23 protein-coding genes are annotated in these 25,004 nt (G+C 38.7%); 9 read left to right on the forward strand and 14 right to left on the reverse strand.

Features of this window, described 5'->3' with window-relative positions; all coding sequences use genetic code 11:
• Positions 1–65 precede the first annotated feature (65 nt).
• Positions 66–2,438 carry an Orn/Lys/Arg decarboxylase N-terminal domain-containing protein gene (locus tag GWJ01_RS04270; protein ID WP_109401633.1) on the forward strand — a complete coding sequence of 791 codons (2,373 nt, stop codon included), beginning with the start codon at positions 66–68 and terminating at the stop codon, positions 2,436–2,438.
• Positions 2,439–2,521: 83 nt separating this feature from the next.
• Entirely contained in the window at positions 2,522–4,033 is a 1,512-nt protein-coding gene (locus GWJ01_RS04275) for a basic amino acid/polyamine antiporter (protein WP_161710739.1), read from the forward strand.
• 61 nt (positions 4,034–4,094) lie between these two features.
• Here the strand turns inward: GWJ01_RS04275 and GWJ01_RS04280 are convergent, their stop codons facing one another.
• Positions 4,095–5,618 (reverse strand): MFS transporter, encoded by a 1,524-nt coding sequence (locus GWJ01_RS04280; RefSeq protein WP_109401631.1) that lies wholly within the window; start codon positions 5,616–5,618, stop codon positions 4,095–4,097.
• Between the two features lie 85 nt (positions 5,619–5,703).
• Between GWJ01_RS04280 and GWJ01_RS04285 the strand changes: the two genes are divergently transcribed.
• Positions 5,704–6,258: a TetR/AcrR family transcriptional regulator gene (locus GWJ01_RS04285; protein WP_109395105.1), complete on the forward strand. Its 555-nt coding sequence runs from the start codon at positions 5,704–5,706 to the stop codon at positions 6,256–6,258.
• A gap of 63 nt (positions 6,259–6,321) precedes the next feature.
• On the opposite strand, the gene GWJ01_RS04290 is transcribed toward GWJ01_RS04285, so the two are convergent.
• From GWJ01_RS04290 to GWJ01_RS04305, 4 genes are read right to left on the reverse strand one after another with little or no spacing between them, the layout of a single operon-like run.
• Positions 6,322–7,077 carry an iron ABC transporter ATP-binding protein gene (locus GWJ01_RS04290; protein WP_161710740.1) on the reverse strand — a complete coding sequence of 252 codons (756 nt, stop codon included), beginning with the start codon at positions 7,075–7,077 and terminating at the stop codon, positions 6,322–6,324.
• 1 nt (position 7,078) lies between these two features.
• Positions 7,079–8,086, reverse strand: a complete 1,008-nt coding sequence (locus tag GWJ01_RS04295; RefSeq protein ID WP_109395103.1) for an iron chelate uptake ABC transporter family permease subunit — start codon at positions 8,084–8,086, stop codon at positions 7,079–7,081.
• The gene (locus GWJ01_RS04300) at positions 8,073–9,035 is read right to left on the reverse strand and encodes an ABC transporter permease (protein ID WP_109401630.1); all 963 of its coding nucleotides are present in this window, start codon (positions 9,033–9,035) and stop codon (positions 8,073–8,075) included. Before GWJ01_RS04300 ends, GWJ01_RS04295 begins: the two co-directional genes overlap by 14 nt.
• Positions 9,032–10,003 (reverse strand): siderophore ABC transporter substrate-binding protein, encoded by a 972-nt coding sequence (locus GWJ01_RS04305; RefSeq protein WP_072064961.1) that lies wholly within the window; start codon positions 10,001–10,003, stop codon positions 9,032–9,034. Before GWJ01_RS04305 ends, GWJ01_RS04300 begins: the two co-directional genes overlap by 4 nt.
• Positions 10,004–10,455: 452 nt before the next feature.
• On the opposite strand from GWJ01_RS04305, the gene GWJ01_RS04310 reads away from it, so the two are divergent.
• The 6 genes from GWJ01_RS04310 to chbG all read left to right on the forward strand — a co-directional run bounded on the left by GWJ01_RS04310 (position 10,456) and on the right by chbG (position 15,817).
• The gene (locus GWJ01_RS04310; RefSeq protein WP_161710741.1) at positions 10,456–10,782 is read left to right on the forward strand and encodes a PTS sugar transporter subunit IIB; all 327 of its coding nucleotides are present in this window, start codon (positions 10,456–10,458) and stop codon (positions 10,780–10,782) included.
• A 94-nt stretch (positions 10,783–10,876) separates the two neighbouring features.
• Positions 10,877–12,235 (forward strand): PTS N,N'-diacetylchitobiose transporter subunit IIC, encoded by a 1,359-nt coding sequence (gene chbC / locus GWJ01_RS04315; RefSeq protein ID WP_006534492.1) that lies wholly within the window; start codon positions 10,877–10,879, stop codon positions 12,233–12,235.
• Positions 12,236–12,296: 61 nt separating this feature from the next.
• The gene (gene chbA, locus GWJ01_RS04320) at positions 12,297–12,644 is read left to right on the forward strand and encodes a PTS N,N'-diacetylchitobiose transporter subunit IIA (protein ID WP_088494268.1); all 348 of its coding nucleotides are present in this window, start codon (positions 12,297–12,299) and stop codon (positions 12,642–12,644) included.
• Between the two features lies 1 nt (position 12,645).
• A complete protein-coding gene (gene chbR, locus GWJ01_RS04325; protein ID WP_109395101.1) occupies positions 12,646–13,503 on the forward strand; it encodes a transcriptional regulator ChbR in 858 nt (285 codons plus the stop codon).
• Positions 13,504–13,663: 160 nt separating this feature from the next.
• A complete protein-coding gene (locus GWJ01_RS04330) occupies positions 13,664–15,019 on the forward strand; it encodes a 6-phospho-beta-glucosidase (RefSeq protein WP_161710742.1) in 1,356 nt (451 codons plus the stop codon).
• Positions 15,020–15,055: 36 nt separating this feature from the next.
• Positions 15,056–15,817: a chitin disaccharide deacetylase gene (chbG, locus tag GWJ01_RS04335; RefSeq protein WP_109401628.1), complete on the forward strand. Its 762-nt coding sequence runs from the start codon at positions 15,056–15,058 to the stop codon at positions 15,815–15,817.
• Between the two features lie 105 nt (positions 15,818–15,922).
• Here chbG and GWJ01_RS04340 read toward each other — a convergent pair whose 3' ends face one another.
• From GWJ01_RS04340 to GWJ01_RS04380, 9 genes are all read right to left on the reverse strand, one after another.
• The gene (locus tag GWJ01_RS04340; RefSeq protein WP_161710743.1) at positions 15,923–16,435 is read right to left on the reverse strand and encodes an outer membrane beta-barrel protein; all 513 of its coding nucleotides are present in this window, start codon (positions 16,433–16,435) and stop codon (positions 15,923–15,925) included.
• A gap of 67 nt (positions 16,436–16,502) precedes the next feature.
• Positions 16,503–17,054, reverse strand: a complete 552-nt coding sequence (locus GWJ01_RS04345; RefSeq protein ID WP_109401627.1) for an Ail/Lom family outer membrane beta-barrel protein — start codon at positions 17,052–17,054, stop codon at positions 16,503–16,505.
• A 258-nt stretch (positions 17,055–17,312) separates the two neighbouring features.
• On the reverse strand, positions 17,313–17,801 hold the full coding sequence (locus tag GWJ01_RS04350) for a hypothetical protein (protein ID WP_227003118.1): 489 nt from the start codon (positions 17,799–17,801) through the stop codon (positions 17,313–17,315).
• A 17-nt stretch (positions 17,802–17,818) separates the two neighbouring features.
• Entirely contained in the window at positions 17,819–18,502 is a 684-nt protein-coding gene (locus GWJ01_RS04355; RefSeq protein ID WP_109395096.1) for a hypothetical protein, read from the reverse strand.
• 21 nt (positions 18,503–18,523) lie between these two features.
• Positions 18,524–20,080, reverse strand: coding sequence for a formylglycine-generating enzyme family protein (locus GWJ01_RS04360; protein ID WP_193528585.1), 1,557 nt, complete (start codon positions 20,078–20,080; stop codon positions 18,524–18,526).
• The gene (locus tag GWJ01_RS04365; protein ID WP_231135769.1) at positions 20,070–21,305 is read right to left on the reverse strand and encodes an ABC transporter permease; all 1,236 of its coding nucleotides are present in this window, start codon (positions 21,303–21,305) and stop codon (positions 20,070–20,072) included. Before GWJ01_RS04365 ends, GWJ01_RS04360 begins: the two co-directional genes overlap by 11 nt.
• Positions 21,286–21,978: an ABC transporter ATP-binding protein gene (locus GWJ01_RS04370; protein ID WP_109401625.1), complete on the reverse strand. Its 693-nt coding sequence runs from the start codon at positions 21,976–21,978 to the stop codon at positions 21,286–21,288. Before GWJ01_RS04370 ends, GWJ01_RS04365 begins: the two co-directional genes overlap by 20 nt.
• On the reverse strand, positions 21,978–23,981 hold the full coding sequence (locus GWJ01_RS04375) for a vWA domain-containing protein (protein WP_109401624.1): 2,004 nt from the start codon (positions 23,979–23,981) through the stop codon (positions 21,978–21,980). The genes GWJ01_RS04370 and GWJ01_RS04375 overlap by 1 nt, the downstream gene beginning before the upstream one ends.
• A gap of 9 nt (positions 23,982–23,990) precedes the next feature.
• Positions 23,991–25,001, reverse strand: coding sequence for a hypothetical protein (locus GWJ01_RS04380; RefSeq protein WP_109401623.1), 1,011 nt, complete (start codon positions 24,999–25,001; stop codon positions 23,991–23,993).
• Between the last annotated feature and the right edge of the window lie 3 nt (positions 25,002–25,004).

Raw genomic sequence — 25,004 nt, forward strand, 5'->3', positions numbered from 1 at the left:
TTTTTTCAATGAAATGAATCAGATAATGGCAATATCAATCAATATTGATACCTATGGAGGTGTCTATGAAGTTTAATCATCATGTATTATTTGTCTCATCTGTGGGACTAAAAGAAGATAGCCCTGCAAAACAAGCATTAGGATCATTAAAACATGCAATTACAGAGCGTGGTTTAATCGCTCAAATTGCAGATAATATTGATCATGGGATTAAATATATAAAAGAAAGCCCTAAATACAGTGCGGTAGGTATTTTCTGGGATAAAAACAATCCAAAAATGAATATAGAGAGTGAAGCCTTTATTTCATTATTTAGAAAAAGAAACCCAACGACACCTATTATTCTACTGTCTGAAGAGAATATTACCGATAGTGTTTCTATTAATATTCTTAAAGAAGTAAGTGAATATATCTATCTCTATTCAGAAACCGCAACATTTACAGCTAATCGTATTTATACTTTAATTCATCGCTATGCAGAGAGCCTTTTACCTCCATATTTTAAAACATTAAAAGATTTCACTGAGGATGGTGATTACTATTGGGATTGCCCAGGACATATGGGCGGTATGGCTTATTTGAAACATCCTATTGGTATTGAGTTCATCAATTTCTTTGGTGAAAATATGATGCGTGCTGATATTGGTGTCGCAACGGCTGAAATGGGGGATTACCTTATTCATGCGGGGCCATCAAAAACATCAGAAGAAATAGCAGCAGAACTATTTGGCGCTGATTGGACATTTTATGGTGTTTCAGGTTCATCCGGCTCCAATCGTATTGTGGCACAAGGCGCTATTGGGGCAGACGAGATTGTTGTTGTGGATAGAAACTGCCATAAATCATTGAATCATGGCTTAACACTTTCACAAGGGCGTCCAGTTTATTTAAAACCTACACGAAATGGCTACGGTTTAATTGGTCCGATCCCAACCAAACGCTTAACACAAGCCAGTATTAGCAAACTGATAAAAGAGAGTCCGCTAGCCGAAGGTGCTATCAGCCCTGAACCGACTTATGCTGTCGTGACAAACTGTACTTATGATGGTTTTTGTTACAACGTAAATGATGTGGTGACAAATTTAGCAACCAGCGTACCTCGAATTCATTTTGATGAAGCATGGTATGCTTATGCGCGTTTCCATCCTTTATATAAAAATCGTTTTACGATGGATGTATCTGAAGATATTCCTAATTGTCCTACCCTTTTTGCCGTGCAATCAACACATAAAATGTTGCCATCACTCTCTATGGCATCGATGATCCACGTGAAAAAAAGCGAACGTGCGCCGTTAAATTTTGATGACTTTAATGACTCATTTATGATGCATGGCACCACTTCGCCTTATTATCCTATTATTGCTTCTATTGATGTTGCAGTCGGAATGATGAAAGGAGAATCTGGTTATTCTTTAGTACAAGAATCGATAGAAGAAGCAATTGCATTTCGTAAGGCCGTCGTTTCTGTCAAACGCCAATTAAAAGAGCAAAATGGTGATTCTGATTGGTTCTTCGATGTATTACAGCCAACTCAAGTACGTGATCCGAAAACTGGCGAAAATTACAGCTTTGAGCAAGCACCTCTCGATTTGTTAAGCCAAGAGTCTGATTGTTGGACATTAAAAATCGGTGATAAATGGCATGGTTTTTCTGATGAAGATATTGCTGATACCGACAGTATGTTAGACCCTGTTAAAGTAACAATTACCTGCCCTGGTATTACTGCCGATGGTCAATATCAAAAGATGGGTATCCCAGGTTATATCATTACTAAATTCTTGGATGAGCGACGTATTGAAATTGCAAGAACGGGGGACTACACCGTTTTAATCCTCTTTTCTGTAGGGGTCACTAAAGGTAAGTGGGGAACGTTATTAGAAAGTTTACTGACCTTTAAAAAGCTCTATGATTCCGATGCGTTAGCGATAGATGCTATTCCCTCACTAAAAGAAATCTCTCTTCAATATGCAAAAATGACATTAAAACAACTCTGCCAATCTATGCATGAAAAGATGGATGAGCTTGATTTAATGAAACATATTAATGATGCAGTAAATAGTGATCCAGAACCTGTCATGTCACCAGCGGAGGCTTATCAAAAAGTCGTTCGCTATAAAGCTGAACATATCCCTTTAGATAATTTTTCAGGTCGTATTTCGGCGAGTATGTTAGTTCCTTATCCGCCGGGAATTCCTGTTCTTATGCCGGGGGAACGCTTACCTAAAGGAGATCAAGGTATTATTGGTTACCTAAAAGCCTTACAAATTTTTGATAAGGCATTTCCAGGGTTTGAACATGAAATACAAGGGATCAATGTCGATGAAAAGGGTGATTTTTGGGTAAGAGCGATTGTTGAAGATGAACGCATTGCGAAAGAATTACCTTCACATGTGAAATTCAAACGCCGTGTGTCAGCAATTAAAAAAGGCCGTCAGTAATTAATGACAACATTATGATGCGATGAAAATATCTGGCGTGGGATTAGGCGCCAGATATTATTATCTTAAGGTAAGAGGTTTTTATGGCAAACAAATCAGAAGCCACATCGTCAAAGAATACCACCCACGCGACGAGTGATAATGGTGCAAAGTTGGGTTTATTTGCCCTGATTGCAATTGTTGTGGGCTCTATGCTAGGCGGTGGTGTGTTTAGCTTGCCACAAAATACGGCAGCAAGTTCAGCGATAGGGCCGGTTTTGATCGCATGGATTATTGCGGGTATTGGTATTTACTTTATTGCTAATACATTTCGCTTATTATCTGATTTACGACCTGACCTTCAAGCTGGTGTCTATATGTACGCACAAGAAGGTTTTGGGTCTTTTATTGGATTTAATGTTGCATGGGGATATTGGTTAATGACCGCATTTGGTAATGTGGCTTTTGCTGTTATCTTGATGGATGCATTCGATCAGTTTTTCCCAGGTGTATTTACCGATGGCAATAATTTAAATTCCATTATTTGTGGTTCTATTTTAATTTGGGGCTATAACTTTTTAGTATTATCAGGAACGAAAGTTGCAGGTTTTGTGAATACAATGGGTACTATAGCTAAATTAGTGCCATTGGTCTTATTTGTTATTATTCTGGGTGTGCTGAATGATTATTACCAGTTATTTAGTAACTTCTGGGGTACATCACCACAAATTATGAGTACGGTGGATAATAAGGCAGAGCCAGTGTCATTAATGTCCCAAATACTGGCACCGATGACAGTAACCCTATGGGCATTTATTGGTGTTGAAGGCGCTGTCGTTTTATCTGGTAGAGCAAAAAATAAAAAAGATGTTGGTAAGGCAACCTTATTAGGCTTTTTATTAGCATTAATTATTTATATTTTATTATCCATCTTACCTTTTGGTATTATGCCACAATCACAACTGTCTCAATTAAGTAATCCATCAACTGCGGGTGTATTAGCCAAAGTTGTTGGTAATTGGGGAGACTGGTTAATGAATGTCGGGCTGATTATTTCGGTTTTAGCAGGATGGTTAGCATGGACAATGTTATGTGCAGAAATTCCGATGGTCGCAGGGCAAAAAGGTGCATTTCCTAAAGCCTTTGCACGCACCAATAAAAACCAAGCCGCAAATACATCTCTATGGGTGAGCAGTATTGTGATGCAAGCAGCGATGTTATTGGTTTATTTCTCAAATAATGCATGGAATACCATGTATAACATTAGCGCATTAATGGTTGTTCCCGCTTACATCACTACAACGTTATATATCACTAAGATTTGTATTAACCGTCAATATGATCAATATGCAAAAACAGGAAGAGGATTAGCCTTATTAAGTGGTGTATTAGGTGTTATTTTCTGCCTCTTTATTTTGTATGCAAGCCAAATTCAATATGTTGCATTAGTCCCAATTTTATTGACATGTGGACTGCCTGTTTTTATCTGGTCACGTAAAGAGAAACACGATAATAAACCTATTTTTCAGAAAAAAGAGACGCTTTATCTCGTTATTTTATTACTACTTGATGTGATAATTATCGGTTTACTGATGAAAGGAATTATCACGCTTTAATATTCTCTTATATTGCAATCAATAACCTCACGTACCATGGTGATGCGTGAGGTTATTTATCCTATTGATCTAATAGTGAATTATGGTTAATTGTTTTTTTTCTTACAGTATGACGTAAACAATAAGGCAAAAAGAATAAACTTAATGCAGTCATAATAGCCGTGGCAATTAATACAACAAAAAAAGCATTATCAAAAGCTAAATTTGCTTGAGATATCACAAGAGAAGCCACATCATTTGGTAACTCCTCTGCCACAATCAGGGCTTCGTCTAAACTGTCATAGGCCGCATCGTTGATAGCTAATGAGTCAGGTAGTACGAGCTTTAAAGTGTACACGGTACTCATCAAACTGCCCATAAATGTCACGCCAATCACGCTCCCAAGCTCATAAGCCACGTCTTCAATGGAGGCTGCCATTCCTGCTTGTTTATCTGCCACACTCAACATAATTGAAGTTGATGCAGTGGTAAAAATAATACCTAAACCAAAGCCGATTAAGAACAAGCTACCAATTAACACCATTGGCGATGTAGTTTGGTAAACGGCAATTAACCACAGGTTTCCCACTAAAGTAAGCATAAATCCGGCAATAATTAAGCGAACTTCTCCTAAACGCACTAAGAAATAGCCAGCTAATGGAGAAGCAAGTACGGAGCCAATAGGAATAGGTAAGATCACTAATGCTGCATTAAGTGGGGTAAAACCTGCGACAAGCTGTAAGCGTTGGCTGAGCAGTAATTCAATACCTACAATGATCACCATAGAAAGCACCGCCATTAAAATACCGATACTAAAAAAGCGGTTTTTAAATAACCCAAAATCAATCATTGGGTGAGTTTGTGTACGCTGACGCAAGGTAAATAGAGTGAGAAAGATCACTGCAATCACTGTGGCAATTGTGGCTTCACTCCACTGTGTATAAGGTTTTCCTATCTCTTTTAAGGCATAAATGGCGCTGATCAAACCCACTAAAATTAGTACTGAGCTTAAATAATCAATTTTATGATCACCATGTCCTGAAAATTTAGGGATAAGCCAAAAAGAAAACGGTAGTACAAAAAGAACAATGGGAACGTTAATTAGAAAGACGGAGCCCCACCAAAAGTTATTTAATAAAATACCACCAATTAAGGGCCCTAACGCCGCACCGCCTGAGGCAACAGCAGACCAAATTCCAATCGCAATAGCACGCTCTTGTGGATCGCTAAAAACTTGGCGCACTATTGATAGTGTTGCTGGCATACTCATTGCAGCACCCACGGCTAAAAAGCCTCGAGAGGCGATTAAAGCGGTAGCCGAAGGTGAAAATGCCGCACACAATGAAGCGAGTGCAAATAGCGGTAATCCACTAATAAATAATGTTTTATGACCAATCCTATCTGTGAGCATACCTGCTGCGGGTAATAATCCAGCAACAATTAATGGATAGGCATTCATTATCCAAAGTTTTTCTGATGCACTGGCGTTTAAATCATGAGTTAAACGTGGCAATGCGGTATAAAGCACTGTGACATCAACAACAATGAGAAACAGCATGCTAGATACCAAAAGTAATACTATCCAACGTTTATAATCTTTTATCATAGAAATCTCAGTTATTTTTATGTGTATTATTTTTACTAACGGCTACAATATAAATCCATACAGCCGTATTGAAAAGAGGTTTTTTATGGGACGTCAAAGAACGATTGATAGAGAAAAATTATTAGAAGCGATCTTCGATATCGTTATGGAACAAGGTGCCGCAGCGTTAACGATTGATACCGTTGCAAAAAAAATGGGGATCTCTAAAGGGGGGGTTCAATACTGTTTTAGCAGTAAAGAGGCGATGATTGATGCTATGTTTGAACATTGGGAAGGCAGTTATGAAACTCAATTTAACGAGATAGTTAAAAATGATAATTCGCCTGACAATCGTGTTGCAGCACATATTCATGCGACTCATCATCACGATAAAGTCTCTTTTGCCAAAGGCGCGAGTTTGATGGCGGCATTGCTACAAACTCCAGAATATCTACAAAGTACTAAAGAGTGGTATCAACAACGATTAGCGGGTGTAGATACGACAACAGAAGCGGGAAAACGTGCACGATTGGCATTTTTAGCGACAGAAGGCACCTTTTTATTGCGTTATTTTGGACTAATGGGTATTGATGATAACGAATGGCAATCTATCTTTGAAGATATTGATTCAGAGTTACTTCAGCAAGGTAAAAAGCAATAAAAAAGCACGCTGTTAATGAGAAGAACAACATGCTTTTTATTGAAGATAATCGGCTAAATGGCATTAGTAATACATAGCAATTAGCTTATTATCGAGCTCTTTAACGTTAACGGGGGTGTCGAAAATATCTTCGATAATATCCGCTTTCATGATCTCTTTGGGTGAACCGTGATAATACAATTGTCCGTTACGCATGGCTAAAATATAGTCAGAGTAAACAGAGGCAAAATTGATATCATGAATAACGATAATAATGGTTTTTCCTAATTCATCTGCGGCTTTTCGCAGAAGTTTCATCATTATTACCGCATGTTTCATATCAAGATTATTCAGTGGTTCATCAAGCATGACATATTCTGTATCTTGGCATAGCACCATTGCCACATAAGTGCGTTGGCGTTGCCCGCCCGATAATTCATCGAGATAGCGATGACGAAATTCAGTGAGATTTAAAAAAGCTAATGACTCATCAATTATTTTCTTATCATCAAGCGTTAAACGTCCTTTGCTGTAGGGATAACGCCCGAAACCGACTAATTCTTCTACGGTTAAACGACTAACGAATTGATTTTCTTGGCGCAGTATTGAAAGGCTTTTTGCCAGTACGTCACTATCTGTTGCCGCAACATCCATGCCGTTAACACTGACCATGCCACTTTCAGGTATTAATAAACGTCCAATAACAGAAAGTAATGTGGATTTACCCGCGCCATTAGGGCCAATGATCGAAGTAATACCGCCACGCTGAATTGTTGTTGTTATATTATCGAGAACGGTTGTGTCTTGATAACGTTTTGATATTTTGCTGATTTCAATCATATTAAAGTCTTCTTAACACCAAATAGATAAAGAACATCCCACCAACAAACTCAATCACAACAGAAAGTGTTCCTGTCATTTTTAAGCCATACTCTAAAACCAGTTGCCCACCGATTAAAGCGATAGTACCTAGTAAGAAGGCTACAGGCATCAAGAAACGGTGCTGACTGCTGCCACTGATATGATAAGCAAGGTTAGCCACAATTAAACCCAAGAAGGTTAATGGGCCAACTAAAGCGGTAGAAACCGCAACTAAAACAGAAATCAGCAACAGGATATAAGTGGTCTGTTTGCGGTAATTAATACCAAGGTTAATGGCATTCGCTTGCCCTAATGCCATCACATCAAAGCTATAACGCATACGCCAAAGTAAAACACCAACAACTACAATAATCGCTAAGGCACAAAAGATAAGATCAGGCGTGGCACGGGTGAAGGTGGCAAACATGCGGCCTTGTAAGATGGAAAACTCATTGGGATCCATCAAGCGTTGTAATAATGTGGCGGAACTGCGAAATAGAGTCCCTAAAATAATCCCAATCATTAGGACTAAATTAATGTTAAAGCGTACAGAGCTAAACAGCCAACGGTAGAGTACAACGGAAAATAGTACAAGCAATGTCGATTCTAAGAAGAACTTTGATAGGTTCAGCATCCACGATGCAGGCATATCACCTTCAAAGAAGACAAACACGGTTTGTAGCAATACAAATAGGGCTTCTAACCCCATAAGTGAAGGTGTCAAAATGCGGTTGTTGGCAATGGTTTGAAACAGAATAGTCGAAACACCTGCGGCAAAAGCTACCACAATCATGGTGAGAATAATGTAAGCGCGGTGAGTCAGAATATAAGAGATATTGCCATTTAGGTTTATCGTCATAAATAACACAATGGATAATAACGATGCCCCTAATAATAACCAGATACGAGACATGGGGGAGAGGCGCGTTTTCTTATGTTCGACAGCGCCAGTACATTTGCTAATTATGGATGAATTAACTTTTTGCATAACGTTGCTGCTTTAGTAGTAAGAAAAGGAAAATAATGGCACCGACAGCCCCTAAAATAACACTGGCCGGAATTTCAAATGGGTAGCGAATAAGGCGACCAATCACATCACACAGTAAAACAATCCCGCCACCACTTAAGCAAACCCAAGGGATAGTTTTACGGATATTATCCCCCATCACTAAGCTCACTAAATTGGGCACAATCAAACCTAGGAAAGGCAATGCACCGACAACAGAAACCACAACACCACTGATAAGCGCGATAATCGATAATCCTATTATCATGACTTTGCGGTAATTCAGTCCCACGTTAATAGAGAACTCTCGCCCCATTCCTGCAACCGTAAAGCTATCTGCAACCCAACACGCCATGATTGCCAGCGCACCGACAAGCCATAACAGCTCATAGCGGCCTTGTAATACACTTGAAAAATCGCCACTTGTCCATGCGTCTAAAGATTGCAATAAATCGAAATAAACCGCTAAAAAGATAGTCAACGCACCGATAACAGCGCTAAGCATAATCCCCACTAAAGGCACTATTAATGTCGTTTTTAAGGTGATCCTTTGCAGAAGCAACATAAACAACAAAGTACCAAGCAGGGCAAAAACAGTGGCGACCATCATTTTGGTGAAGATGCCTGCCGCTGGAAAGAGCAACATGACGACTAATAATCCAAGACTTGCAGATTGCGTTGTTCCGGCAAGAGAAGGTTCGACAAAGCGGTTTTGGGTGAGCAGTTGCATAATCAATCCTGCAACACTAATGGCTCCACCGGCGAGTAATAATGATAGAGTTCTTGGAACACGGCTGATAAAGAAGATATCGCGCATATCGGGATCAGTAAAAAGCGAAGCAGGAGTAATATCTCCTGCGCCGACAAATAGACTGATCATTGAGAGGATAGCGATAACCCCTATCCCCAATGATAAATGGAACGTTTTCATTCAGTTACTTTATTTTTTTGATCCAAGGCCTGATTAATTGTATCCATTAAACGAGAGTAAGTTTGGATCCCGCCAGAGATATAAATGGAACTTGCATCAAGATAGATAACTTGGTCTTTATTCCAAGCATTTACTTTTCTAACTAGTGCATTATCAAGAACTTGTTGAGCTGGTTGTGAATCTTCACGACCAATTGCTGCATCACGGTCAATGACAAACAGCCAATCTGGATTAAGTTTTAACAGTAATTCAGAGTTGACAATGTTGCCGTGTGAACCTGGGCTATCAAAAACATAAGCTGGTTCAAAACCTAATACATCATAGATAAAGCCAAAGCGAGAGCTTGGGCCATAAGCCGAAATTTTACCGCCACTGACTAAAACCACCATTGCTTTACCTGCGTCTGGTGTTTTGGCTTTTACGGTATCAATTTTGCTATTGAAATCAGCCAGTAATTTTTTAGCTTGTTCTTCTTTGCCAAAAATTTGACCTAATGTTGTGGTGCGTTCAGCAAGGCTTTCAACGAAACGCTTCGGATCGATATCCATTGAAATCGCAGGTGCAATTTCACTTAATTTTGCATACGCATCACGAGCACGACTACCACTTAAAATTAAATCAGGCGCTGTTGTGCTGAGCTTTTCATAGTTTGGCTCGAATAAAGCACCTTCATTGATATAGTCGTTCGGATTGGTGTATTTCTCTAAGAATTTTGGTAAATGAACATTCGTTTGTGGAAGACCAACAATAGAAACACCTAATGCATCAATAATATCAAGGGTTTCCATATTCATCACAACCACTTTTTGCGGGTGTGCAGGGATTTCAGTTGTCCCTTGGAAATGTTCAATCGTGAGAGTTTGTTTCTCCGCTGATTGTGCTGTTGATGCGTCTTGAGCGTTATCACAACCTGCGATAACAAGTGAAGAAAGCAGTAAAAACAGTGGGCTTAATGACTTTTTAAACATTCTCTTTCCCATATTGTTGCAACACGAAATAACACGGATCTTTACAGCAGTGGCTTAAATGTCGATCCACAAAGAAGGCGATAATACCATCAAAAACATAAAGAGTAATGATACTAATTCACATTCTCATAATAATAAAGGATTAACTTGACTAAAATGGCGAAATCTTGTGAGAGATCATTAAAGGAAAATAAAGAACAAATTTTGTGACGTGAAAGAACTCTTAAGATTATTTGCTCAATTTGTGAAGAGTGTCAAAAGAGCAGGTCAAGGAGAGACAATTCTGAACCACTAAGAAATATCGTTAGCTAGTATCATTGCGTATACTTCATTCAAGCAGAAACAATCCTTATTTTAATCTTACTTCGGTTTCTGTACTGACACAGTAATGAATGCACAAGAGAAAGCCTTGTTATCTCTAGGGTAAATCGTTGCCAACTCAAGAGGGTTTTATGCAAAAGAAATATATTTACTTATTTTGTTCTGCTGGCATGTCAACATCTCTTCTCGTGACCAAAATGCGAGCACAAGCAGAAAAATATCAAGTGCCTGTGGTTATTGAAGCATTTCCTGAAACCTTAGCGGCACAAAAAGGACAGGATGCGGATCTAATTTTACTTGGTCCACAAATTAGTTGGATGTTGCCTGATATCCAAAAATTACTCCCGAATAAACCGGTCGAAGTGATCGATTCTTTGTTATACGGAAAAGTAGATGGCTTAAGTGTGTTAAAAGCCGCTGTCGCCTCTATTAAAAAAGCATCTGCAACAACAAATTAATTTTATTTTTTATTTTTTTATTATTTCTATTTCAGTCAAAGAGCGAATTTTTCAGCAAGCCGAGCAATTAGCGGCATTTTAAGGGTATTTTTCTATGAGTAAGTTTATTGGTTCACTTGAAAAGGTACTCCTTCCTTTTGCGGTTAAAATTGGAAAGCAACCTCACGTTAATGCGATTAAAAATGGTTTTATTCGTTTAATGCCGTTAACCCTTGCAGGGGCAATGTTTGTACTTATCAATAACGTTTTTCTTAGTTTTGGTGAGGGCTCCTTTTTTTATTCTTTAGGTATCCGCCTTGATGCATCAACAATAGAAACACTCAATAGTTTTAAAGCCATTGGGGGGAATGTCTATAACGGAACATTGGGTATCATGTCATTAATGACACCCTTTTTTATCGGTATGGGATTAGCCGAAGAGCGTAAGGTCGATCCTATCGCGGCTGGGTTACTCTCTATCGCTGCTTTTATGACTGTCACACCTTATAATGCTGGGGGGGCGTATGCTGTTGGCGCCAACTGGTTAGGGGGTGCGAATGTTATTTCAGGTATTATTATCGGTCTTGTTGTGGCTGAAATGTTTACCTTTATTGTGCGTCGTAATTGGGTGATCCGCTTACCTGATAGCGTGCCAGTTTCTGTTTCACGTTCATTCTCGGCCTTAATCCCTGGTTTTATTATCTTATCTGTTATGGGAATTGTTTCATGGGGATTAGGACATTATGAAACACATTTCCACCAAGTTATTTTGGACTCTATCTCAACGCCTTTAGCTTCATTAGGCTCTGTAGTGGGTTGGGCGTATGTTATCTTCACATCATTGTTATGGTTCTTTGGTATTCATGGTTCACTAGCGCTGACAGCGCTTGATAGTGGCATTATGACACCATGGGCATTAGAGAATATTGCGATTTATACAGAGTACGGTTCTGTTGAAGCTGCATTAGCGGCAGGTAAGACATTCCATCTCTGGGCCAAACCGATGTTAGACTCCTTTATCTTCTTAGGGGGGACGGGGGCAACGCTGGGGCTGATTCTGGCTATCTTTATCGCATCTCGTCGCGCCGATCATCGTCAAGTGGCAAAACTGGCATTACCAGCAGGTTTATTCCAAATTAATGAACCGATTATTTTTGGTTTGCCTATTATCATGAACCCAGTGATGTTTATTCCCTTTATTCTTATTCAGCCTATTCTTGCCGCAATTACTGTGACGGCTTATTACTTAGGGATAATCCCACCAGTAACAAATATAGCGCCATGGACGATGCCAACGGGATTAGGTGCATTCTTTAACACTAACGGCAGTATTGCAGCACTGTTATTAGCACTATTTAACTTGGGTGTTGCCACACTGATTTATCTTCCTTTCGTGATTATTTCAAATAAAGCTCAAACTGAAATTGAAAAAGAAGAAAGTGAAGAAGATATTGCCAATGCATTGAAATTTTAAGTGATAGAAAACACAAGTGCAGAGGCTTCTCTGCACTTGCCAGTGTCAAAGAGGAAATATGATGTTAGATATTGAAAATGCCGTTGATAGCAGTGCAACTGATGATGAATTTGAAGAGATCATCATGGGGCTTATCATTAATTCTGGCCAAGCCCGTAGTGTGGCTTATGGCGCATTAAAAAAAGCCAAAGAAGGTGATTTTGATGGCGCTAGAAAATTAATGGAACAGTCTCGTGAAGCATTAAATGAGGCGCATAAAATACAGACTCGTTTAATTGGTGATGACCAAGGTGTTGGCAAAACCAAAGTCAGCTTGGTATTAGTCCACGCGCAAGATCATTTAATGACATCGATGTTAGCCAGAGAGTTAGTGACAGAATTAATCGAGTTACATGAGAAGATAAAATAAGATGAATACTGTGGTGGAGTCATTGAGAGCACAAAGCGAAATACGCATGGTCTATGAAGATCAGCTATTTAATGGCAAAAACTTTCATGTCTTTATTTATAATAAAACAGAAAGTGTCAGTGGATTGCATCAACATGATTATTATGAATTCACCATTGTATTAACAGGGCGCTATTATCAAGAGATTAATGGTAAAAAGGTTTTATTAGAGCGGGGTGATTTTGTTTTTATCCCCATAGGCTCTCATCATCAAAGTTTTTATGATTTTGGGGCAACTCGCATTTTAAATGTGGGTATTAGTAAAGCCTTTTTTGATAAGCACTATCTCTCGTTATTGCCTTCTTATTTTATTGCTTCGCAAGTTTATGAATTAAAAAATGAGTTTCTTTCCTATATTGAATCGGTTATTGGCTCATTAAATTTCCGCCATACCGAATTTAATGAATTTATTGAAATTGTCACCTTTAATGTGGTGAATAGATTACGACACCATCGAGAAAATAGAACACAAGATGATATTCCTTTATGGCTAAGAGACACAGTTAGCGAGATGCATGACAAACAAAAATTTGGCGAAAATGCACTGGTTAATATGGTAATGCTATCAGGAAAATCACAAGAATATTTAACCCGAGCAACTCGGCGTTATTACGATAAAACACCAATGCAAATTATTCATGATATTCGAATTAATTTTGCGAAAAAACAATTGGAAATTACAAACTATTCGATAACAGATATTTCTTTTGATGCTGGTTACAGTAGTCCAAGTTTATTTATTAAGACATTTAAGAAAATAACTTCGTTGACGCCAAATAGTTATCGAAAAAATTTGTGCAGTATTAAAGAAACAAACTAATTCATTATTAAGCGTAAGAAATTAATCAACAATAAAGATTAATTTTATTGAAAATAGAGAGAAAGAAGAAAATAAGCTTATTTTCTTCAGGGCTCTTTACGCCTTAATTTCGCCATTAATACACAAATAACAGCACTATTACGCTGTATGGGAGTATTTTATGAGTCATAAATTAAAAGTTGTTACCATTGGTGGTGGAAGCAGTTATACGCCTGAATTATTAGAAGGTTTTATTAAGCGTTATCATGAACTACCAATCACAGAGTTATGGTTAGTGGATGTTGAAGAAGGGAAAGAGAAGCTTGATATTATTTTTGAGCTTTGCCAACGCATGGTAAAAAAAGCAGGTATTCCTTTAACCATTTATAAAACACTTAATCGCCGTGAAGCATTAAAAGATGCTGATTTTGTCACAACACAATTGCGTGTTGGTCAATTGAAAGCAAGAGAGCTTGATGAATCTATTCCTTTAAGTCATGGCTATTTAGGACAAGAAACCAATGGTGCGGGTGGTCTATTTAAAGGTTTGCGCACTATTCCTGTTATTTTCGATATTATTAAAGATGTTGAAGAAATTTGCCCTAATGCGTGGATCATTAACTTTACTAATCCAGCAGGTATGGTAACAGAAGCGGTTTATCGTCATACCAACTTTAAGAAATTTATTGGAGTTTGTAATATTCCAATCGGTATGAAGATGTTTATTACAGATGTTCTGAAGCTGACGGAAAAAGATGAACTCTCTATCGATTTGTTTGGCTTAAATCATATGGTGTTTATTAAAGATGTCATTGTAAATGGTCAATCCCGTTTTCCTGAATTATTAGACGGTGTGGCTTCAGGAACATTAACTGCAGGCTCTGTGAAAAATATTTTCGACCTACCATTTAGTGAAGGATTGATCCGCTCTCTTAATATGCTGCCATGCTCTTATTTGCTGTATTACTTCAAGCAAAAAGAGATGTTGGCGATTGAGATGGGGGAATACTATAAAGGTGGTGCTCGCGCTAAAGTGGTGCAAAAAGTCGAAAAACAACTGTTTGAATTGTATAAAGATCCTGATTTAAATATCAAACCGAAAGAGCTGGAATTACGCGGTGGTGCTTATTATTCTGACGCAGCCTGTGAAGTGATTAACGCTATTTATAATGATAAACAAGCTGAGCATTATGTGAATATTCCTCATCATGGCCATATCGATAATATTCCAGCAGATTGGTCAATTGAAGTAACGGCTATTTTAGGGCGTGATGGCGCTAAACCTCATCCACGTTTAACGCATTTTGATGAAAAAGTGATGGGATTAATTCATACCATCAAAGCTTTTGAAATCGCGGCGAGTAAAGCGGCTATTAGTGGCGAATTAAATGATGCTTTATTAGCAATGAACTTAACACCACTGGTACTTTCAGATAAAGATGCAGAAGTACTTACGCGTGAAATGTTATTAGCGCATAAGGCACATCTACCGAATTTTGCTAAAGCGATTGCTGTGTTAGAAAAAGTCTCTCATTAATTGCCGGTAGAGAAAAATAAGTAATAAGGAGACAGAATGGCTGGTTTATTAATTGTGAATGCGGATGATTTTGGGCTTAGTAAAGGCCAAAACTATGGCATTGCAGAGTGTTTTCGTCATGGTGTTGTTAGTTCAACAACGGCACTTGTCAATGCCGAAGGAATTGAACACGCAGCACAATTGCGCCATGAATTGCCCGGTTTAGGTGTTGGGCTTCATTTTACTTTGACGATGGGTAAACCGCTGTCTTCTTTACCTTCTTTAACGCGTGAAGGTGTATTAGGAAAATGGGTGTGGCAAATGGCAGAAGAGGGTGATTTACCGCTTGATGAAATTCGTATTGAGCTTAACGCACAATATCAGCGTTTTATTGAGATCTTTAGTTGTGCTCCAGACCATATTGATAGTCACCATCATGTGCATATGTTTAAGCAAATTTTCCCTATTGTGGCGGAGTTTGCCAAAGAAAAATCATTACCGATGCGAGTTGATAGGCCACTTGCACATAAAGAAGGAATTGATACTCGAGGTGTGATTAGTAGTGATGGCTTTGATAGTCAATTTTATGGAGATGAAATCACTCAAGCATTGTTTTTAAAGGTGCTTGATGAATCGAAAGCGCGTCATGAACATTCTATTGAAGTGATGACACATCCTGCTTTTGTGGATAATCCATTGCGTGCAAGTGGTTATTGTTTTCAGCGTTTAACAGAGCTTGAAGTATTAACAGATAGCGCATTAAAGCATGCGATTTTGGAAAGAGGTTATCAGCTAGGAACGTATCAAGATTTAATGTAGTGGGTTTTTAGACAATCGGTGTCTGTGTTATGCCCTGGTGTGGGTCTTTTTGAATTATTTTGCCTCTATTTTTATAAAGTAGAGGCATTTTTATTTTAAATAAAATCAAAACCGATAACCAATACTGGAGATAAATATTTTGCTTGGATGGACTTTTCCTTCCATTTTGAAATAATTGCCTTCATAGCCTAAAGTAAGTGTAATATTTTGTGGTGATGTTAAGGTGATACCTGTTCCCCAACTTACTGATTTAGAAGAATTATCTTTATTGATGTTTTCTGATGTTTGGTAACTCACACCACTTACCCCGATAATACCGTATAGTTCAACAAAAGGTGTTAATGAGTAAGCTGGGCCCATTGTAAGTGATGCATAACGTAATCTGCCATTATGAGATAATGCCTTCTGTGCCATTGTTCCTGAAAATTGAAGAGAGGTTTTTTTATAAGTATTGGGATTAAATTGGTATTTAATATTTATTCCGTTCGCAGTAGGTAAATCTTTTATTTTAATATAAGCGTAGCCAGCAGAGATGAGTGTATCACTATTTTTTGCATGGAGTGATGAGGTGAAAAATAAAAACAAAGGTAAATATATTAATAATATTTTTTTTATCATAATATAAAATCAAATTATAATTTAATAAAAAAGCACATACCATAAAATAATATGTGCTTAAGTTTATTTAAAAACGATAACCAATATTGGCAATAAAGCCATCTAAAATAATTTTACTATCGGCATCTTTAAATTTAAAACGGCTATTTTCATATCCAAGAGAAATAGAAACCATTTCTGCTGGGTTAACGATTAAACCTGCACCCCAACTAAATGCATTTTTCTTTAGTTTTTTTAATTCTGAACTTTCAGATTTAAATTGTATTTGGCTCATACCCGCAGCTCCATAAACACTAATAAAATCATTTAGACGTATTGTAGGGCCTGCCATAACAGAGTAATAACGTGCATTTACGTCTTTAAAGAAAGTATTAACCGGCTTATTTAAGTCGTATTCATTTTGAGCATAAGTAGCTGTTGCTAAAATACCAAATTGTGAATTGATTTCTTGGCGAATAGAAAAAACACCTCCATGCATTGGATTTTGGCCTGCCATTTTGACTTGTGCATAACCTGCTGAAAGTGTGGTTTTCTCTAATTTAAAATCGTTTTGAGCATAAACAGAGGAAGTGGCTAATAAACCAGTTATAAATAAAGTTGATAGTAATTTTCTTTTCATTAGTTATATCCCATAAGTAAAATAATAAGAACACGCTATTAAGCGGAAGGGATTATAATAATGTGTCTGTTTTTAATGGAATAAAAAAGAGCACTCTTATTGAAATAAGGCTTTTTTATTAAAGTGATCCGTTAATTATTATCAATATTATATTGTTAATTATATTATATAAATATAAATCACTATGAGAATATATAAAAGACAAGAATAAAAATAAAGAAAAGGCTCTCTAAATAATGATAGAGAGCCTTTTTAGGTTTATTTAAGCCCTAAATCACTTTGCAAACTAATTACTTGATTTTGTAAATTATCTAATTCAAGTTGCTTTTGCATGACTGATTTTGAAGGATTATTTTGCGCTGCCTTCATTTGTCTATCAATTTCATTGATCTGTTTTTGAATATCATTTTGCCCTTTCGTTTTTTGGCGAATTTGATTTAACAGATTATTCATTGATTGATTTAAAGCTTGTTGACTTGCTTGCTTACTCTTGAGAGAGGCATTAGTTTGTTGCTTTTCTTTCTCGATAGCAGCAAGAACTGCTCTAAACTCAGTATTTAATGCTTTCTCATTAGCAAGAATAGCTTGTTTTTGCTCAATACGATTGTCATAAGTCCCTGAATAATTACAATTAAACTTAGTAATTATACTAACATCACCGGTTGTTGGATCACAATCAGCGGGATTGGTGACACAACCACTTAATAGTAATGTCATACCAACAAGAGAAAGAGGTAAAAATTTCATTATCATCCTTTTTAACGTTAACTAAGTTTTATTGCTGTACGCTGAGTATAAAGGCTATCAAGTTCTTCTTGTAAAGAGGCCACTTGTTTCTTCATCCCATCAATTTGCTTATCAAGTTGAGCGGTTTTTAGGCCATCTTGGCGACTCTGTGCTGCGATATCTCGCCATTCAGCTTCGCGTTTTTTCATATCCGCTAAGCGAGAGCGCAGTGCTACAATATTGGCATCAATACCTTTCAGTTGTTTCTCAGCTGCGACTTTATTGAGACGTTGTTGCTTCATGTCTTGCTCAATTTTCGCCAGTGCTCTCTTATCGTCATTAATAACGGCTCTTGCTGTATTTGATGCTCGTTGTAGATGCTGATTTTCTTTTTTCACATCGTCTATCATCGAATTGAGCATCGATTCTTTAGAAGCATAGTTTTGGCGTTTGTTATCTAAATAGGCATTGGCACCAATACCGACACCACAACCAGCGACTGCCGCAATGAGCATACATGCGCCTTTATTGCTCGAATTTGAGACTAAACAGCCTAATGCACCGATAGCCGCCCCTCCTGCACAAGCTGTAATACCTGATTTACTGAAAAATTCCATATCGCTGTTATTTTTTAAACGGGGATCCGCCCCACTGTTACTTTGACATCCTGATAAAGCAAGTACGGCACTAATGCTAAGTACCGCCATAAGTCGTTTATTCATACACCTATCCCAAAGTCTCTGTTATTGTTTTTTGCACGCTTCAAGCCATTCGTTCCGTGAAACTTTACCGTTAGCCCAATATCCTTGGAGTCCCTGCATATATGTTGAAAGGTACGTATTTAAATTTGATTTACCTCTGGCTTCCATCAATTGGCGTACAACGTCAACTTGAGGTTTTACTAAAGAGGCATCATATGTGGTTGCCATATCCACTAATGTGTCTGCGTAATAACTCACGACAAAGTCGAGGGTTTTCTTATGTTCGTTTACTTGTTCTTGGCGTCGTTCACATGTGGCATCTTTTGTGCCCGCAGGGCAGTTTTTTTCATGCAGTGCAATTAATCGATCATAGAATTCGCCATCATCTTTTAATTTGGTACATAAAAAAGCGCCTAATTGCAGTGAAGTACGGATAGCCTGATCACGTTGCTCATCACGCAGTTGTGCATTTGCTCGAAGTGTATTTTTCAATTCAGCTAACTGTTTTTTCAGCGCTTCATCTTGTATTTGGGTTGAGAGCGTATTCAGGCTATTAATGGAGTTATCGCTATTAGTTTTTGAGTTATTGTTTGCTGGCTTCTCATTCCCTAATTGTTGCCACTCTTTTTCTATCTCTTTAATTTTGTCGCGTGATGTCAACGCAGGGGCAACAATGGCTAAACGAAAACCTGTATATTTATTTTTATTTGCACCAGTGTTGGTGTAATAAGGCTCTTCTTGACGCCATGAACTGCGCATATCGCTCTCTGGGGTGAGATAGCTACCACCACGCACAATAAAGCCACCCGCTTGTCCGTGTAAGCGGTCGAGTTTATTTAATCTAAAAGGCTCAAACATCATTTCAGCGACATTACCTAACATGTCATGTAAACCTAATGGATTGGGTGATAACAAACCGGTGAGTTGTAATGAGCCATTAGCAGATTGACTACCTGCTGACCAAATATAGTTTTTGGTACCTTCTGGCATTGGAAAACGTATATCACGAAACTCGGAGGCTGAGACTTTTAAACCGCCACGTGCCGCAAATTCCCACTCAGTTTCTGTCGGTAATCTTGCAAAACCTTTTGCGCCATCTTCAACAGGTAACGCTTCGGGATGATTGCTTCTTAGCCATTGGTTGTATTGGTCAGCAAATTGCATCGCCTCATACCAACTGATGTTCACTTTTGGTAACCGTAATTTATTTGAAGCAACGGGGCACTCTTTACCATTAATTACGCTCTGCATGGCGTTATATTGCAGATCGGTAACGGGGTATTTCGCCATAAGGTAGTAACGGCCTTTTTCTTTGCCTTTTAATGGAAAGCTACCTGCAATATGTTCTGCTCGAGATTGTTCTAAATAGCCCCATTCATCACCTTCTTGCCCTAAGGTCACACTGTAATCTTGTAATGGCTGGCTTAAGGGTATGGTGACTTGGCGAAAAACCATTGAACCTTCACAAGGGAAAGGCAAGGTAACATCATCAGGCAACGCTTTTGGATTAACGAATTTATCGTCCCATTTGGCAGATGCGGTAAAACTGCTAGATAACAGCGCGAATGATAAAGTTAGAAGCGATAAATTAAATTTCACGTAAGCTCTCCGCAGGTTCAATCGAAACGGCACGCAGTGCGCCAATACTTGCCACGACTAAGGCCACCAGTAAGGCACTGCACATGGCAATCAATAAATCCCAAAACGTTAACTGACAAACAAAGGCTTGTTCAGGTAAATGTGTGCCTAATAATGTGGTGAATAAGGTACTACCGATGCCATAAAGCCCAAGGGCTAAAATAAAGGCAACGCTCGTTAATAACAGTGCTTGCAGTACAATATATAAAGAGACTGCAAATTGACGAAAACCCAACAGGCGTAATACCGCCATATCTTTACGTTTACGGTCAATATTGGCAAGGAATGCGCCAATTAATGAGGCAATACAGCCTAACAGTGATACCCAAGCAATCACGGAAAAAATAACATTAAGCACGTAGCTGATTGCTTTTACAGAGTCTATTTGGCTTTTTTGTGTCATCACATCAATGTGTTGTTGTCTAAACCAATCATCTAGTGGTGCAATGGCATCTAAATTTTTTGCATAAAGACGAGCTTTAGCAAACTGGGTTCTTGGCTTCGCTTCAGTGCCTTCTGTTACGCCAAAAATAGGCGCTTGATAACCATCTCGGTAATCTTCCATTGCCACTAAAACATCAAGAGAAACAAAGGCTGCCGCTCTTGAGAATTTGCTATCACTGATAATGGCGCCAACAGTAAAGGTACGTTTGGCTCGTTCATTAACGCCATTAAGCTTACGGCTAATAAATAAGCGCACATTATCGCCTACATTCGCCTGTAGCTTTTGTGCTGCATTGGCAGAGAGCACTAAGGTGTCTGTATTTTGGGGAATTTCGACACCTTCTAATAAAGGATCGTTTTTTGCTGTTGGGATAATTTCTGCATTATCAATAAAACGTTGACCATCAATCACAATATCAGCTTGAGTGTTTAAGCTGCGTGTTAATGGGATAACAAATCGAACTTCATCTTTGCGTGCAATGTCATTAAACCAACTTTGTGGATAATTGCCATTGCCTAACATACGTATTTCAAGGTTACGCGGATCATTTAAGAGTTGGTTGTGAAGTTGCGTCACAATGCCGTTTTTTAGCCCAAATAGCAGTAACAGTGGAGCAATAACGGAGACTAAAGAGAACACAATACAGAGCGCAACTTTGCGATCATAAATTAAGTCTCGCCAAGCGAGTGAACTGAGTAAGCCAAGGCGATTGGGATTAATGTTATTGTTTGATAAAGACACTACCGCCCCCTTGTAGTTGTGCATGATAGTGGCTAAATCCAAAACGCTCGACTAAAGACCAATCGTGACTGACAACCAGCGCAGAGATACCGAGCTGTTTTACCATTTCAACAATCAATGCATACAACGCTTGCGCATTATGAGGATCGAGAGCGGCTGTAGGCTCATCAGCCAGTAATAAAGCGGGCTCATGAGCGATTGCACGAATAAACGCTGCGCGTTGACGTTCACCAATGGAGAGTTGGCGAGGAAGACGACTAAGTAAAGGGCGTAATTGTAAATAGTCAATGGCGTGATCAAGCCAAGCGGAGTGTGGTGTTAATCCCAGCATCTTACGAGGTAATTGAATATTTTGCATGACGGTTAAAAAGGGAAGTAATCCGCCACTTTGGAGCATAAAACCCAATTTCTCAGCACGTAATGATGCGAGTTGAGCTTGTTCATTACTGAGTACTGCTTGTGTGATAATTAAATCATCACTGAGTTGAAAATGGGTTAATTCATTTGGGTGCAAGATTAACCCTATCATTTCTAATAAGGTACTTTTACCACAACCACTTAATCCGGTTAGTGCGCCGATTTCCCCTTTTTCAAGAGTCAATGAAGGAAGCGCAACACGAAAACCATGTTGCGCATCACCACGCGTAATTGCCATGCCTTCAATCTGGATCATTAAGGCAAGTTTTCTAGTGGAACAGGGTAAACATGATCGCGAGGATCGCTTTGTGGTGCAAGGGATATCCAACGATCAACATCTTCATTATAACGTTGATAATACTGTAATTTCGTATTTAGACGACGAATAAATTTCTCTTGCGCAAGACCATCCCAGCTTTTCCATGTCTCTTCATCTAAGCCAAGCACTTCACTTAAATAAGGGAGATTCTCGACATATTCACCGAGTAAGCCCATTTCACCCAATTTGGTCGCTGAACCTTGTTTGATTTGATTTGGATCGTTACCCATAGTGGCTGCAATCGAGCGTAAATCAGCAAACATATTGTCAGGAGAGATCAAACCTTCATTAGCGGCATTAACGATTTTTTTCATCACATCACTTAAATCGCTAAGCTCACTTTTAGTCAGTAAAACCTGCACTTCTGTCGTTGGGATATTTTGCTGTAATAAATCTCGATCACTTATCCATGCTTTAAAAACAGGAGGTGCTTTTGTGCCTTGCTTCTCACCTAAATAAGCTAAACGCATTGCATAACCTAAATCGTGTGCATCACTTAGTAAGGCATCTGTTTCTTTATTTTTGCTATAGGCAGGATCGGCATTTAATGCACTACCTACGGTGGCTTCACCACGATAAGCCGTTTGAATTTGAGTGGTTACAGCGGTTGCTAAACTATCTACCATACGACCAAAACTATTTACATCCCCTGAGTTGATAGGGTAGTAAAGGGATTTGTGTAAGAATGGATTAAGCGTTAATGCTTCATATTGCGTTTGAGCAGACGCATGATTTTTTGCACCTGATGGAGTTTTTAAATGCAGAGTATAAAGTGCAACACCGCGATAAGCCGCTTCTTGGCGAATTTGTTCCGCATCGAGTTTAGTGGATGAAAGAGGATCATCTCCCGTTAATGCGCCTGCATCGGTGATTAAAATAACGTAACGCGCACCAAAGCGTGTCCAATCAACATCATCAAGAGCTTGCATTACACCAGCATAAGCATCTTCATCAAAACGACTACTTGAGACTTTAGCTTGGCGTAATTCTTTAACTTTATTTAGGAAATCAGGGCCGTCTTTTACATCATTGGGATTTACAAACATTTTGCTGTCGTATTCCAATGCAGGAACGGCTTTGATATTAGAGCGAAATGCCACTAAACCAAATTTAACCTTATCCAACATGTTGTCTTTTTCGACTTGCGCATAAACCTTTTGAATCGCTTCTTTGGTTCTATCAATGTAAGGATCCATTGATATGGTTGAGTCGATAACAAACACGACTGCGGCAGAAAAGCCTTGCATCATATTGTCAGCATCTTTGCTGTTAGGTGTTGTAGGTTTTGCACTGTTTGGCGTTGCATTCGCATTCTGTGCGTCTTTGCTGTCTTTAGTTTGAGAAGAGACAGAGGCCACATTGAGTACTCGCACTTTATAGCCTGCATCAGTAAAGATTTCATCTGAGCCTAATACAGGTAACAGATAGAAATTACTTTTCTGATCAATCATATAATCTGGCTCTTTTGCTAAAACAGCCGGATTCACTTTCTGGTTTTTGATATCTGCTAAAAAGGGTTTGTACTGTTTTTCAGGGGTTGGACTTTCAAGTAAGCTTTCAACTGTTTGCTTATCTTTGAAAAACAGCATTGGGTTACGACCCGCAGGGTTAGTAAATGCGAGTGTTAGCTGCATTTTCCACTCTGATGTGCAACTTGCATTCATCCAACCACTGATATGCCCTAAGCTATCAGGGCCAACTTGTAGCCACTCGTTGGCACCTTGTTTTTGGCGTTGATAAACATAAAAACGGCTAAATGCAGGTTGCTCTTTACCTTTTGCGCCAATAGTGTCAGCTACTTGGCAACCTGGATAAGTTAATACACGTTGATAGAGAGTCTTTTTACCCTCTTGTAGTAACGGTTTTTTCTCTTCAGCACTTGCTGGCGCTGTCAGAATTAAACCGCTAAGAATAAGAGTAAGCCAATGCGCCTTTTTCATGAGACTTTCCTATTTTTTCAAAGCTTCAAGACGCGCTTTTGCGTCACTGTTTTGTGAGTCATGATTAAGAACCGCTTCGTACCAATAAATAGCCGTTTCTTTGTCTGCACTAAAGCAACCTTGTGCCGATGCGGTTTCAGGATCATATTCACGAGCGTAATTCAGTGCGATATCAACATCACCTGATTGTGCTTTATAAGCATATAAACGCTGAGCAACATCACATTGATTGTTCTGTTTCGCTTGTTCAATAGTGGCAAGAATAGTTTTGCTATCCGGTTGGCTCTGTATGCAACTTTGTACAAAGGCTAATGCTGTACCCGATTTCATATTTTCAACACTACATACACTAGGTGTTGCGGGTTCTGGTGTTGGTTGTGGTGCAGGTTCGCCAGCAGGATTTCCTCTTAGCAAGAAGAACCATGTTAAGACACCTGCTAAAATTAAGATCAAGATAATGGCCAAAATTAAGCCAATTTTCGATTTCTTCGGTGCAGGTGGTATTGGTCGTTGTGGTGGTTCATCTGCCTTGATTTCAGGGATAATCGGCTCTATTTCTTCAGGTTCAATTTTGAGTGGCTCTGGCTCCGGCGGAGTTTCTTCAATAATAGGAGCAGGCGGAACTGGCTGATTATCTAATGTCGCCGTTGATTTTAATGCTTCACTCTGACCTTGTGCTTGTGAGGCTAATACGCCATCACGAATACGTAATCGTCCGATATCTTGTGTTTCGTTATCGTCTTTTAACGTAAATTGATACGCCATCTGTAAGTTGCTAACGAGGGGATCAACGAGCGTTTTATCAAGAACGATTTGATAACCATCATCAGCATCTTCAAGTGAAAGTTGGTGGAAAAAGGCATTACCTACCCATTCCCCTTTATCATTTAAGAAATAGCGATCTTGGTTACGCTGAATACTTAAATAAACGGGGGAAGCGTCACCTTCCCAATTACGAATACTTAATACCGCAAAGCCGGGACGAGCAGGTTGTACGGGTTTTAATTCTGGATTAAACACGAA

It is taken from the genome of Proteus sp. G2618, assembly GCF_009915995.1.
Classification (GTDB): Bacteria; Pseudomonadota; Gammaproteobacteria; order Enterobacterales; family Enterobacteriaceae; genus Proteus; species Proteus terrae.